General features: G+C 39.2%; 16 protein-coding genes. 6 read left to right on the plus strand and 10 right to left on the minus strand.

Annotated elements, in window-relative coordinates:
* Positions 1-17 precede the first annotated feature (17 nt).
* From AC625_RS15050 to spoIIM, 6 genes are all read right to left on the minus strand, one after another.
* Positions 18-830 (minus strand): purine-nucleoside phosphorylase, encoded by an 813-nt coding sequence (locus tag AC625_RS15050; RefSeq protein WP_049682015.1) that lies wholly within the window; start codon positions 828-830, stop codon positions 18-20.
* 105 nt (positions 831-935) lie between these two features.
* The gene (gene deoB / locus AC625_RS15055; protein ID WP_049682016.1) at positions 936-2,123 is read right to left on the minus strand and encodes a phosphopentomutase; all 1,188 of its coding nucleotides are present in this window, start codon (positions 2,121-2,123) and stop codon (positions 936-938) included.
* A 261-nt stretch (positions 2,124-2,384) separates the two neighbouring features.
* A complete protein-coding gene (xerD, locus tag AC625_RS15060) occupies positions 2,385-3,278 on the minus strand; it encodes a site-specific tyrosine recombinase XerD (protein ID WP_049682017.1) in 894 nt (297 codons plus the stop codon).
* A 5-nt stretch (positions 3,279-3,283) separates the two neighbouring features.
* Positions 3,284-3,511, minus strand: a complete 228-nt coding sequence (locus AC625_RS15065; protein WP_049682018.1) for a YqzK family protein — start codon at positions 3,509-3,511, stop codon at positions 3,284-3,286.
* 233 nt (positions 3,512-3,744) lie between these two features.
* A complete protein-coding gene (gene fur, locus AC625_RS15070; RefSeq protein ID WP_049682019.1) occupies positions 3,745-4,224 on the minus strand; it encodes a ferric iron uptake transcriptional regulator in 480 nt (159 codons plus the stop codon).
* A gap of 85 nt (positions 4,225-4,309) precedes the next feature.
* Positions 4,310-4,957, minus strand: coding sequence for a stage II sporulation protein M (gene spoIIM, locus AC625_RS15075; protein ID WP_049682020.1), 648 nt, complete (start codon positions 4,955-4,957; stop codon positions 4,310-4,312).
* 158 nt (positions 4,958-5,115) lie between these two features.
* On the opposite strand from spoIIM, the gene AC625_RS15080 reads away from it, so the two are divergent.
* A complete protein-coding gene (locus tag AC625_RS15080) occupies positions 5,116-5,679 on the plus strand; it encodes a GNAT family N-acetyltransferase (protein ID WP_049682021.1) in 564 nt (187 codons plus the stop codon).
* A gap of 199 nt (positions 5,680-5,878) precedes the next feature.
* On the opposite strand, the gene AC625_RS15085 is transcribed toward AC625_RS15080, so the two are convergent.
* Together AC625_RS15085 and AC625_RS15090 are read right to left on the minus strand one after the other, a co-directional pair.
* On the minus strand, positions 5,879-7,066 hold the full coding sequence (locus tag AC625_RS15085; protein WP_049682022.1) for an endonuclease Q family protein: 1,188 nt from the start codon (positions 7,064-7,066) through the stop codon (positions 5,879-5,881).
* Complete coding sequence (locus tag AC625_RS15090) at positions 7,067-7,618, minus strand: NUDIX hydrolase (protein WP_049682023.1); 552 nt, start codon at positions 7,616-7,618, stop codon at positions 7,067-7,069.
* 75 nt (positions 7,619-7,693) lie between these two features.
* Here AC625_RS15090 and mciZ point away from each other — a divergent pair, with 75 nt between their 5' ends.
* Together mciZ and AC625_RS15095 are read left to right on the plus strand one after the other, a co-directional pair.
* Positions 7,694-7,855: a Z-ring formation inhibitor MciZ gene (mciZ, locus tag AC625_RS25980; protein WP_082191128.1), complete on the plus strand. Its 162-nt coding sequence runs from the start codon at positions 7,694-7,696 to the stop codon at positions 7,853-7,855.
* A 147-nt stretch (positions 7,856-8,002) separates the two neighbouring features.
* Positions 8,003-8,923: an aldo/keto reductase gene (locus tag AC625_RS15095; RefSeq protein ID WP_049682024.1), complete on the plus strand. Its 921-nt coding sequence runs from the start codon at positions 8,003-8,005 to the stop codon at positions 8,921-8,923.
* A gap of 100 nt (positions 8,924-9,023) precedes the next feature.
* Here AC625_RS15095 and AC625_RS15100 read toward each other — a convergent pair whose 3' ends face one another.
* Complete coding sequence (locus AC625_RS15100) at positions 9,024-9,275, minus strand: YqkE family protein (protein ID WP_049682025.1); 252 nt, start codon at positions 9,273-9,275, stop codon at positions 9,024-9,026.
* Between the two features lie 127 nt (positions 9,276-9,402).
* Here AC625_RS15100 and AC625_RS15105 point away from each other — a divergent pair, with 127 nt between their 5' ends.
* Positions 9,403-10,320 carry an alpha/beta hydrolase gene (locus AC625_RS15105; protein ID WP_049682026.1) on the plus strand — a complete coding sequence of 306 codons (918 nt, stop codon included), beginning with the start codon at positions 9,403-9,405 and terminating at the stop codon, positions 10,318-10,320.
* A gap of 106 nt (positions 10,321-10,426) precedes the next feature.
* On the opposite strand, the gene AC625_RS15110 is transcribed toward AC625_RS15105, so the two are convergent.
* Positions 10,427-10,753: an iron-sulfur cluster biosynthesis family protein gene (locus AC625_RS15110; RefSeq protein WP_049682027.1), complete on the minus strand. Its 327-nt coding sequence runs from the start codon at positions 10,751-10,753 to the stop codon at positions 10,427-10,429.
* Positions 10,754-11,246: 493 nt separating this feature from the next.
* Here AC625_RS15110 and crcB (AC625_RS15115) point away from each other — a divergent pair, with 493 nt between their 5' ends.
* Together crcB (AC625_RS15115) and crcB (AC625_RS15120) are read left to right on the plus strand one after the other, a co-directional pair.
* Complete coding sequence (gene crcB / locus AC625_RS15115) at positions 11,247-11,642, plus strand: fluoride efflux transporter CrcB (RefSeq protein WP_342670995.1); 396 nt, start codon at positions 11,247-11,249, stop codon at positions 11,640-11,642.
* Positions 11,639-11,998: a fluoride efflux transporter CrcB gene (gene crcB / locus AC625_RS15120; RefSeq protein ID WP_049682028.1), complete on the plus strand. Its 360-nt coding sequence runs from the start codon at positions 11,639-11,641 to the stop codon at positions 11,996-11,998. The genes crcB (AC625_RS15115) and crcB (AC625_RS15120) overlap by 4 nt, the downstream gene beginning before the upstream one ends.
* Positions 11,999-12,027: the final 29 nt, after the last annotated feature.

Below are 12,027 nucleotides of genomic sequence, written 5' to 3' on the forward strand. Positions count from 1 at the left end.
CTTAAAATATTTTTTATTTACATTTGTTTAACAATTTCTTTTACAAAGCTCAAGAAACTACTTTTTACTTTCTCCGTCGTTTCAATCACTTCTTCATGCGATAATGGCTGATCTAAGATACCGGCTGCCATATTTGTAATACAAGAAATACCTAGCACTTCAATCCCTGAATGACGAGCGATGATCACCTCTGGTACAGTAGACATCCCTACTGCGTCTCCGCCCATAACCCTCGCGAGACGGATTTCTGCTGGTGTTTCATAAGTTGGACCGCTAAATCCTAAGTAAACTCCCTCTTTTGTATCGATTTTAAGAGAAGAAGCAATTTCCTTCGCTTTTGCACGAAGCTGCTTACTGTAGGCTTCAGACATATCCGGGAAGCGTGGGCCAAAGCGCTCATCATTCGGTCCGATCAATGGATTTGTACCTGTATAATTTATATGATCTGTAATGAGCATTAAATCACCTGGAACAAAACTTTCATTCACGCTACCTGCAGCATTCGTCACAATCATCTTCTCAACACCAAGAAGCTTCATAACACGAACAGGGAACGTGACCAATTCCATAGGATATCCTTCGTAATAATGGAAACGTCCTTGCATAGCGACAACCTTTTTCCCGCTTAGCTCGCCAAGTACAAGCTGCCCAGCATGACCTTCAACGGTTGACACTGGAAACTCTGGAATTTCACTGTACGGAATTTTCACCGCATTTTCAATTTCGTCCGCTAATACCCCTAGACCTGATCCTAAAATTAAGCCGATTTCTGGTGTAGCATTAAACTTTTCTTTTATAAATGATGCTGCTTTTTCAATTTTTCCGTACATTTCACTACTCTCCCTTAAATTCTTTTTATTAGATTTTGCTAAACAAAATGGTTGATAACACTTTTTTCACTAATTCATGTGAGATGAATCAACATCATCACCCTTTTACTTAAGATATCCTAACAGGCTTTTTCCGAATGCCGGCATCTTCACATTGAAATTATCTGCTACTGTTGCGCCGAGATCTGCAAACGTTTGACTAATTGGCAATTCCTTACCATTTGTAAAGCGTTTTGAATAAATAAGTAATGGCACGTATTCACGTGTATGGTCGGTTCCTGCGTGAACGGGATCATTCCCATGGTCTGCAGTAATGATTAATAAATCATCTTCCTTCAACTTACTAAACACTTCTGGCATACGTGCGTCGAATTCCTCTAAGGCTTTTCCGTATCCGATTGGATCGCGGCGATGTCCGAATAATGCATCGAAGTCAACCAAATTCAAGAAGCTTAGACCCGTAAAGTCCATGTCTAGCGTCTCCAGTAATTTGTCCATGCCATCCATATTGGACACCGTTCGTAAGGATTTAGTCACTCCTTCTCCATCAAAAATATCGGAAATTTTCCCGAGTGCAAGAACATCAAGACCTGCATCTTTTAATTCGTTCATAACAGTTCGGTCGAACGGTTTTAATGCATAGTCATGGCGATTTGACGTTCTTTGGAAGTGGCCTGGATCCCCGATAAACGGTCTAGCAATGACACGACCTATTTTATATTCATCAGCCAATGTCAATTCACGCGCAATTTCACAAATTTTATATAATTCATCCAGTGGGACGACTTCTTCATGCGCGGCAATCTGAAGGACAGAATCAGCGGAAGTATAAACAATCAGCGCCCCTGTTTTCATATGCTCTTCACCAAGTTGGTCAAGAATTTCTGTGCCACTTGCTGGGATATTCCCGATGATTGCACGTCCTGTTCTTGCTTCTAATTCCTGAATAAGCAACTTAGGGAATCCATCAGGGAAAACTTGGAATGGCTTCGTAATATTCAAACCCATAATTTCCCAATGACCAGTCATTGTATCTTTTCCCGTTGATGCTTCTTGCATTTTTGAGAAGTACCCTAATGGTTGTACCGCTTTGTCTACACCTTGAATTTCTCGGATATTACTAAGGCCCAATTTACCTAAATTTGGCATCTTCAATCCGTTCATTTTCTGCGCGATATGACCGAATGTATCTGCACCCTTATCACCGAATAATTCAGCATCAGGTGCCTCACCAATACCTACTGAATCCATTACAACTAAGAAGATACGTTTAAAACTAGCTCCTTGCGTCATATTCATTCCTCCTTGCTTTTTGTCTCTATCTTTTATACTACCCGTAACAATATTGATTAAATCTCTAAATATGTAAGCGTTCTTTGAAGTCAGAAGTCTGACAACTACATTGTAATCGATTTGCTATCCTTTTTTCAACGATTTTATATTTTAAAAACCCCGCAACCACTACTTACAGTCTAATTGCAGTACTTTAACCGATAAGCAAAGTGTAGTGTAGTGTACGAGGTCTGAACCTTTTGGTACATTCCTATCAATCTATTAAGCTCTTGGATGGAACTTCGAATACACATCTTTCAAACGAACGTTTGTCACATGTGTATAGATTTGCGTTGTTGATATATCAGCATGCCCGAGCATTTCCTGCACCGCTCTTAAATCGGCTCCGTTCATTAATAAGTGCGTGGCGAACGAATGGCGTAATGTATGTGGCGTTAGGTCTTTTTCAATGTTTGCTTCTTTCGCAAGTTTCTTTAAAATTTTCCAAAAGCCTTGGCGGGTCAGTCGATTTCCATGATGATTTAGAAACAGTGAATCGGTTTTATAGTTTTTACTAACAAATTTTCCGCGAGCTTGACCTAAATACTGATCAATTGCTCCAAGTGCTGTTTTTCCAATCGGAATAATTCTTTCTTTATTCCCTTTACCGATACAACGTACAAAGCCCATTGTCGAGTGAACGTCAGATACATTGAGATTAATCAATTCACTCACCCGCATTCCAGTTGCATACAAGAGCTCAAGCATCGCTTTATCCCTAAATCCATATGGCTCGATAAGCTTTGGTGATTCAAGCAATGATTCAACTTCTTCCATGCCTAGCACTTTTGGAAGGCTTCGCTCTGGCTTTGGTGATTCAATATGTACAGACGGATCTTGATCTGTTACTTTTTCACGGATGAGAAATTGGTGAAAGGACCGTATCGAAGCAATATGCCTGGCAATAGTTTTCGAGGATTTCCCTCGGTCTTTCAAATGAGCAAGAAAATGGATAATGTTCGTCCGGCGTGAATCGTTCCAGCTTGCCAGTTGACAGACATTTTTCAAGTAGGTTTGATACGATTTCAAATCTCGCTCATAGGAAACAAGAGTATTCGCAGCAAGCCCTTTCTCTACGGTCAGAAAGTGAATATAATCTCTTATTTGGTCTTCCATATGCATTACTCCCCATTTAAATAAAACAGCATGAGCCTGCTAAACCAGGTCTCTTCTTCCGGATGTTCCGCTGTTGTTACTTTAATCGCTGTTCCTTTCGGCTCATCATAGCGATGATACCCTTCAAACTCTTGATTTAACCATACCATGCCGCTATAAAAAAGAACAGTAAAGCTAACAAAGAGCAGCAATACTTTTGCCGTATGAAGTAACATGGATAATGATGTCTTCATTTCGTCCCTCCGTCCCCTATTTATCCCGCTTTAATTAACCATCTGTGGGAGGATGAAAAAACCTCACTGATGGAAGTTTCACTTTATTCGAGTCTGTGCTCTTTGGTTCACAGTTCGAATAACTTGTCTTACTTCAATCTATGCCAAGTCAGACAGGTTTTATACGGGTTTTTGCTTTAAATAAGGGAAATATGCAAAAAACCTTCTCCTTGTGTAGGAAAAGGCTGCGTGACTCATTCAGTTGCTTTATCATCTTCTGTGTTATCATCTTCTGTTTTATCATGACATCTGTGGCAAATTCCGTGGAAGGTCAATCTATGATCTTTTATTTTAAAATTCCAATCACGTTCAACGATTACTTCTACATCTTCAAGCAAATCTTCCTGAATTTCGTCCACTGCTCCGCATTCCACACAGACAAGATGATGATGAAAATGTGCTGCGCCTTCCTGTCTTAAATCGTATCGGGACACTCCGTCACCAAAGTTAATTTTATCAACTATTTTTAATTCAGTAAGCAATTCAAGCGTACGATATACTGTTGCCAAGCCTATCTCCGGCGACTTCTCTTTGACAAGGAGGTAAACGTCTTCAGCGCTTAAATGATCCTCTTCATGTTCAAGTAAAACGCGGACCGTCGCTTCTCGCTGAGGCGTCAATTTATAGCTGGACGAGTGCAACTGCTTTTTTATTCGATCGATTCTAGTCTCCATACCTTTTCCCTCCCGCGCCGTATCGTTTCTATTATATCAAAAGAGGGTAAACTGTCAAAAGAGAAAATCGCTATCTGTTTATTTTTTACCTATTTAATAAACTAACAACATTTTTCATTAGAGATGGTGATACGTAGGCTTCAATTGCACCAGCTCCGGCTAGGAATACGACCGATACGGTCAACGCAAATATATAACGCATGATAATCGGCTTTAAAGGCTCGCGAATTTGTTTCATTAGAATTCTTTGAATCATTTTCGTCGATAACGAAACGGATATGACGGCGATGATGATAAATACAGGAACGATAATAATATTTTGCGGCAGAATCGAAACAAACGAAAGCAAAAAGCCCCCCCACCCCATTTGGCTAACCAAGAAGCCAACCGTAAATCCAACTACTATTCCTTTTAAAAACAGTAAAACCAAAATTACAGGCAGGCCGATTACAGACACTCCTAATATCCACATAACCGCTATATATTTCACATTATGAGAAACGCTTTGAGTAAACATGTCCCAATCAGCCGTAATTTTCGCCTCGGATACTTGTCCAAAAAATTGCGATAGATAATAAAATAAGTCATCGCTCTGAGTGAAGCTCAAACTATTTACAAGGATGGCCCCAAAGATGACCCCCATTAAAAATAGCACGGTAATAAACACGTACAATGAGGAATGTTCGTTGATATGATTAATTGCTGCGTTTTGTACGACGGATTTTTTCTTCATCTTTTTTCCTCCCGACTATTGCTTACTAGATTGTATGACGAGTTGTGTTCAATATGACTCTGTATTTTTCGAATTTAAAAACTTATTTGTTTTTTCGGATAACGGATAGGTTTCGTGTTATAATTTCCCAAGCTCATTTTCACGTAGGAGGTAATGAAATGAAGGCGATACTAAAGGATTTCCCGGAGAGAATTGAAACAGAGAGGCTTTATATGAGACCATGTCGGCCAGGAGATGGACATGATGTTTATCGGGCCATTGTGCATTCCCGTGATCAGTTAAAAGAATGGCTTCCCTTCGCTATCCATGAACCTGCTTTGGAACATACGGAAGAAAATATTCGCCGTTCTTATGCTGATTTTATTTTAATGGAAGATATTCGGCTACATATCTACCGAAAAGAGGACGATTCTTTTATAGGGTCAACCGGACTTCACAGAATCAACTGGAATGTTCCTAAATTTGAAATCGGCTATTGGATTGATACTCGCCATAGCAAACAAGGGTATATTACAGAGGCCGTAGAAGCTTTAACCGATTTCGTCTTTGACTATTATGAAGCGAAACGAATTGAAATCCGCTGTGACCCGAACAATGTCAATAGCAGACGGATTCCCGAGAAATTAGGCTTTGTTCTTGAGGCGATTCTCAGAAATGATAGTGTGAGCGTGGATGGCGAATCAGTGCGGGATACTTGCGTGTTTTCGAAAATTACAAAATAAGAAAGAGGATGTCCCATAAGAAAAGTTAGACTCCGCAACTGCTACATATAGTTTAAATAAACTGTGTGATGAGTGTTGGGTCAAACTCTCTTGGGACATCCTCTTTCTTTGCAGCTATATCGTATCGTCGCAATCTTTGTTCATTGTTTTCGCATTTCTACTCTTTTAGTAGCTAGTTTATGACTAGATGGAAAATTCTTCAATGAGATTCCTCATCATTTGCCTTTACTTTGCCATATCTTCCACCGCCACCTGTCTCAATTAGCAATTTCCCTTTACGTGCTAAATCAATATAACGAGCGATTTTTTCAGGGACGACCTGCTTTAATTGTTCAAAGGTTGCTTCATGCAAAATATTCATTTCTGTACCGAAATAATCCAGAAGTTTGTCCATTGTTTTCGGTCCAAGTCCTGGAATGAAATCGAGTGGAATTTGGTGAATATATGGTGGCCTCTCGCGGTAGTTGTGGGTGTGATTATTTTTCGCAAGCTCTGTAATCCGTAATGCAACACCTTTGACGATTGCTTTTGCTCCGCAATTCAAGCACAATTTCGTATTTGGTTCAGCCGGTGTCAAACATTTCGCACAGACGGTATTATGATATTTGCCTAGCTTTGGATTCAGTCCATAATTCGTGGCAACTCTTCTGCCACCGGTTTCTCGAAGTGCCATGCTAAGCTCGGAAAAGCTTGGTTTTTCAAGCTCCAGTCTTTGATATTCCCTAGCAATTTTTCCGAGTGAATGGGCATCAGAGTTCGTAATAAATACATAATCGTTTAGCTCATTCATCTCTTTAGCCATGCTTGTATCTGAGCTTAATCCAAGTTCTATCGCATCAATTAGTTTCGGGTCAAATACTTCTGCTAAACTTTCACTGACCCCTTTTCCGTACAAACTTTTAAATGGGGTAAACACATGGGCGGGGATGAACAGACCATCTAGCTCTTTCACCTTTAACTGCAGTGTTTTTCCATCACAATAAATGCGTTGCGAGCTGAGTTGAATATTTGTTACATGCTGCGCCATCCAATTTGAGAAAAGCTTCATCTTATCTAATGTTGGAAAATAAACTAGTACATGGACTGGTCCCTGACACTGGCTATCATAGATTTCGATTTCTGAACCAGGAATGAGGGTCGTTTTGCCGAACTGCAAACCGCCCCCCTCTATTTCAGCTACACTTCCCTGCCTCATCAGCTCCTCTATTTCTTCCATGACTTCTGGTGAATGACAATCAATGACACCAATCATATCCAGCCCTTTACGTTCACTTGAGACCTTTAACACTTCCGTTAACGTTAAGGATTTAGCACCAGTGATTTTAACTGCTTTGCCCGTCCATGTCCGCCCGATATGAATGTGAAGATCTGCATAATATTCATTCATTTATTTGTTGATCGCTTTTTGTAGTTGTAAATATTGAACCGCATATGCCGTTTTTGCATCTTTGATTTTTCCTTCTGTTTCATACTTAATAGCTTCTTCTAAGGTTAATTCCATCAGTTCGACAAATTCATCATCATCTGTTACTGCTGGCTGCTCTATTTTTCGCAAACCATGAGCCACATACATATGCACAATTTCATCGGCAAACCCAGGTGATGTATAGAAAGACGTAAGATGCTCCATTTTCTTACAGCCATACCCTGTTTCTTCTTCTAATTCACGTGCAGCCGAAGCAGCAGGATCTTCTCCTGGTTCAAGCTTACCCGCAGGAATCTCAACGAGACTTCTCTCCATTGCCTTTCGATACTGCTCGACCATGATAATCTTCCCTTCATCGGTTACCGCAATGACAGCAACTGCCCCCGGATGCTTAATAATTTCCCGTTTGCTCGTATTCCCGTCTGGCAGCTCGACTTCATCCACCTGTAAGCTGATGATTCTTCCTTTAAATATAGATTGAGACGTAAGTGTTTTTTCTTCAAACTTTTTCATTTTATCCACTCCTTGTTCTACTTCTAGCATGATCGTTCATATATTTTACCATAATAATGCTGGAGAGTGATTTTTATGAAGCTGTATGTATTGGAAAAAGGGATTGTTCTTACGGGAAAGAGTTGGGAAATTAAGCAAAAGCTCAAAGAATTTCAATTGAAATATGAATTTGTCAGCGATTGGATTCACGACATTCACTCATCGAAAAAAGAACGAGTTCTAACACGTATCAAGTGAAAAACAGACTGTTTCTTGATTATTTTAAAGAGAACCACCACTTTCTATTCCGATAATGTTAATTCTTTGAGTAAGTTACCTTCCTCCTTTACAATTGATTTATAATTAAATTGTATAATGAAACAGTCATGATGAGGAGTGAATACATTGGAAAAGAGAAAGTTAGGGAATTCTGACTTACATGTTTCTAAGATTGGTCTGGGCTGTATGTCGCTAGGGACAGATGAAAACCAAGCAAAGGAAATCATTATGGCTGCGCTTGATGAAGGAATCAATTACTTTGATACGGCAGATTTATATCATTTTGGTCAAAATGAAAAGATTGTTGGGGAATCGCTCCAATCTGTCCGCGATGATGTGGTGATTGCCACAAAAGTTGGCAATCGTTGGAATGAAAATCATGACAGCTGGGGCTGGGATCCTTCCGCAGGCTATATTAAAAAAGCGGTAAAAGATAGCCTGCACCGTCTGGGGACGGACTATATCGATCTCTACCAGCTCCACGGAGGCACGATGGAAGATAATATTGAGGAAACGATTGATGCGTTCGAAGAATTAAAAAAAGAAGGCTATATCCGCTATTACGGCATTTCTTCCATTCGACCGAATGTCATTAAAGAATTTGCTGCGAATTCCAACATTGAATCCGTGATGATGCAATACAGCCTGCTTGATCGTCGACCTGAAGAATGGCTACCGCTGCTTTTTGATAATAAAATCAGCATGATTGCCCGAGGACCCGTTGCGAAAGGGATTCTAAGCGAAAAAATGCTTGAGAAAGCTTCTGAAAATATAACACAGAACGGATACTTAGATTATAGCTTTACAGAATTAGAAGACATCCTGCCACAGATAAAAGAAAAACTATCTCCACGCAATATGAATGAAACAGCACTACAATATGTTCTATCACAACCAGAGATCGGCGCAGTTATTCCAGGAGCAAGCTCCGTACAGCAGCTTCGTGAAAACTGCCGTGCCGCTTGTGGTACTCCACTTTCTGAAGTTGAGATTCTTTTCGTAAAACAATTGACGAAAGCAGGAATTTACGACAACCACCGTGATTAACTAAGAAGGGTCAGACCCCGCAACTACATATCCACCTCAAATTAAGCGTAAGTAACGCTTTAACCTGTTCATAGAGTGCGAGGTCAGACCCTTTTCGTGTTTATTTATAATTCTTCCAATTTAGATCACTTTCACCGAGAAGTTCTTCAAACGACTTGTTTTTCTCACGTAATCTTCGTTCTTCTTTCTTTTTCGCTTCTTCCGCTGCTTTTTCCGCCGCTTGAGCTTCAGTCAGCTCTTTCTGTTTGCTTTTAAGCTGCGCCATAATATCCCCACCGATTAAATCGCCAAGCTTTAACGAATCGTCTTTTTCTCTTTTGGGTTGTTGTTGCTTCGTTTGCTTTTTCTTCATCGTTAAAAACCTCCTCTAAATTCGTATCTATTAGTATATCACGATTGCTTCATTGTTTGGATTCATTTGTCATCTGATTCTGCCAGCTATATAATAATAGTATTTCATGGAAATCGAGGGATGTACTTTGAAAAAGTGGTTTTTTGCGTTAGCCGGAGTGCTGATTTACATAATCGGAATCGGCATCTATTTTTCCAATCGAGTCATGTTTATGAAGAAAAAAGAAGATGAATTTATTAAAAATCGTGAAATTACAGCAAAGCGCTTGAATCCACAAGATTTTGCGGCGCTACCAAAAACGGAAAGCTGGGTGGATTCGCCTTCAGGCTATCCATTGAAATGTTTATTTATTGAGCCACATGATACGAATAAATGGGTAATTATTTGCCATGGGGTGACGGAAAATAAGGTAAACTCGATTAAATATAGTGCAATTTTTCTTGAACGTGGCTTTAATACAATCATTTATGATCACCGCCGCCACGGGGAATCTGGTGGTAAAACAAGCAGCTATGGCCATTATGAGAAATTCGATTTACAGGCGGTAATTACTAAATTAAAGAAACAAAAAGGTGACAATCTTCTTATTGGCATTCATGGTGAATCTATGGGGGCGGCAACTTTACTTTTGTATGCTGGAATGGTTGAAGACGGAGCTGATTTTTATATCGCCGATTGTCCATTTTCTAATTTTGACGAGCAGTTGCAGTATCAAATTACGAAGGAGATTCCTTTGCCTGCCTGGACAGTACTTCCAATTGGCCGCGCCTTCATCAGGATTCGCGACCATTATTGGACGAGTGAAATCTCGCCGATTGACTTTGTGCAAAATATTAAGAAACCGGTTCTGTTCATTCATAGTCAAAATGACTCGTTCATTCCAGCTTCGATGACCGTTGATCTATTCGAAAAGAAACAAGGGCCCAAGCAGCTATATTTAGCAGTCAACGGCGCACATGCTCAATCATACAATGAAAATCGCGAAGAGTATGAGCAGGCGATTGATGAATTTCTTAATAACTATGTATTGGCCAAGGAGACATAATCTGTTTTATTGTAAAGTTAGACACTAAACTCCATGAAAAAAACTTATCCTTATCTTTCAACGAAAAAGCCGCTTTGTAGGAATTCTCTCCTGCAAACGGCTTTTTTCATACCATTTTATTATGAAAGCTTAATCGCGGATTCAGCATGCCATTTGGGCTTTTTAGCTGAAAACTGTTCACTTCCGGTACAAAATCAATTTTCATTACTTCATCGAGAAAAATGGCCTTTGTACGCTCTATATATACAGGCATATGATTCGTGTCAATTAGCTCGTCGTCTGCATTGGTTTCACGCACCAGCCATAATGCCGTTACCCCGCTCATCACACAGCCGCAGCCTTCTGTATCATACTTTAATTTCATATAGCCATTCTGTCCATTAAGTATTTCCATCATTTTCTGTTGAGCCGTCTCTGTCCATTCGATTTTCATACTTTCCACTCCTTATCGAGCCCTATTATACCGAATCTCTCCTATTGCGTTAATTAATCTGCTTATAAGCCGATTATCTACATCTTCAATGTGTACTTTATGTACTGCCTATCGAACTCATTTATTCTGTGATGAAGAAGCTCCCTTTTCTTGATCTACTATAATCATCTAGTCGTAGTACTTTTTCTGAGAACAATGAGCTGATCATGATTAATTATAGCGAAAAAAGAGTAGGTTAAGTATTTTTAATCTCACATTCAAAAAAAGAGTAAAATAGAGTGAAGAAATATGAATGAGGGATTATCAAATAGTGTATGATGTTGCCATTATTGGTAAAAGTCTATGCGACTTAGTACCCCCTTCCTTTTTTAGTTATTGGGATAAGTTATGTAATTGTTTTTTGTCCATTAGATATGCTTCAGTTTGGCTTGAACTTGAAATCGATAATATCCTTTATATTTCTTAAAAAAATACGTCCAAAAAAAAGAAATAGGTGATTAAAATAAATGTATTAGCAGTTATGCTTGGTGGCTTTTTCGGTGCTGTATGTAGGTATGCTTTGGGAGAATGGATACCTACAACTAATGGGTTTCCTTTGGGTACCTTACTAATAAATCTGATTGGGTGCATCTTCCTCGGTTGGTTTCTAACATTTGTGAGCCAAAAGAAAACAATAAGACCTGAATTTACTTTAATTATTGGAACAGGATTTATCGGTTCATTTACAACCTTTTCTACCTTTTCAGTGGAGACGATTCATTTATTCCAAGAAGGTCTTGTTTTTCTAGCCCTACTCTATATTTTAACTACCACAATACTCGGCTTACTATTAGCATATTTAGGTCGTAAATTGGCAGTAACATATAAAGCAAAAGGAGATGTAGTATGATTTGGTTAATAGGACTAGGTGGTTCATTAGGTGCTACTGCTAGATTTTTATTAGGCAGTTTTATTACGAACAAAGCTCAAAGAGTGCATCCATTCCCAATCGGTACTTGGATTATTAATATTACAGGCTCATTTTTACTTGGAATTATTGCCGGTCTTCATCAGACAAATCAAATCAGTGATTGGGTATGGGGGTTTTTGGGGGTTGGTTTCTGTGGTGCATATACAACCTTTTCTACCTTTGGACATGAAACCATAACGTTAATCCAAACGAATAAAATAAAATTAGCAATCATTTATGTATTAACTTCAGTCATAATAGGTGGTATTTCAGCATGGGCTGGTCTAGTTATTTAAAGAAAGAAACGTATCTATTAGGATTCACT

Source organism: Peribacillus loiseleuriae, from assembly GCF_001183985.1.
GTDB lineage: Bacteria > Bacillota > Bacilli > Bacillales > DSM-1321 > Peribacillus > Peribacillus loiseleuriae.

Excerpts from the sequence above, each read along its gene's own strand:
- AC625_RS15050 (WP_049682015.1), bottom strand. The coding sequence starts at position 830 with ATGTACGGAAAAATTGAAAAAGCAGCATCATTTATAAAAGAAAAGTTT.
- deoB (WP_049682016.1), bottom strand. The coding sequence starts at position 2,123 with ATGACGCAAGGAGCTAGTTTTAAACGTATCTTCTTAGTTGTAATGGAT.
- xerD (WP_049682017.1), bottom strand. The coding sequence starts at position 3,278 with ATGGAAGACCAAATAAGAGATTATATTCACTTTCTGACCGTAGAGAAA.
- AC625_RS15065 (WP_049682018.1), bottom strand. The coding sequence starts at position 3,511 with ATGAAGACATCATTATCCATGTTACTTCATACGGCAAAAGTATTGCTG.
- fur (WP_049682019.1), bottom strand. The coding sequence starts at position 4,224 with ATGGAGACTAGAATCGATCGAATAAAAAAGCAGTTGCACTCGTCCAGC.
- spoIIM (WP_049682020.1), bottom strand. The coding sequence starts at position 4,957 with ATGAAGAAAAAATCCGTCGTACAAAACGCAGCAATTAATCATATCAAC.
- AC625_RS15080 (WP_049682021.1), top strand. The coding sequence starts at position 5,116 with ATGAAGGCGATACTAAAGGATTTCCCGGAGAGAATTGAAACAGAGAGG.
- AC625_RS15085 (WP_049682022.1), bottom strand. The coding sequence starts at position 7,066 with ATGAATGAATATTATGCAGATCTTCACATTCATATCGGGCGGACATGG.
- AC625_RS15090 (WP_049682023.1), bottom strand. The coding sequence starts at position 7,618 with ATGAAAAAGTTTGAAGAAAAAACACTTACGTCTCAATCTATATTTAAA.
- mciZ (WP_082191128.1), top strand. The coding sequence starts at position 7,694 with ATGAAGCTGTATGTATTGGAAAAAGGGATTGTTCTTACGGGAAAGAGT.
- AC625_RS15100 (WP_049682025.1), bottom strand. The coding sequence starts at position 9,275 with ATGAAGAAAAAGCAAACGAAGCAACAACAACCCAAAAGAGAAAAAGAC.
- AC625_RS15110 (WP_049682027.1), bottom strand. The coding sequence starts at position 10,753 with ATGAAAATCGAATGGACAGAGACGGCTCAACAGAAAATGATGGAAATA.
- crcB (WP_049682028.1), top strand. The coding sequence starts at position 11,639 with ATGATTTGGTTAATAGGACTAGGTGGTTCATTAGGTGCTACTGCTAGA.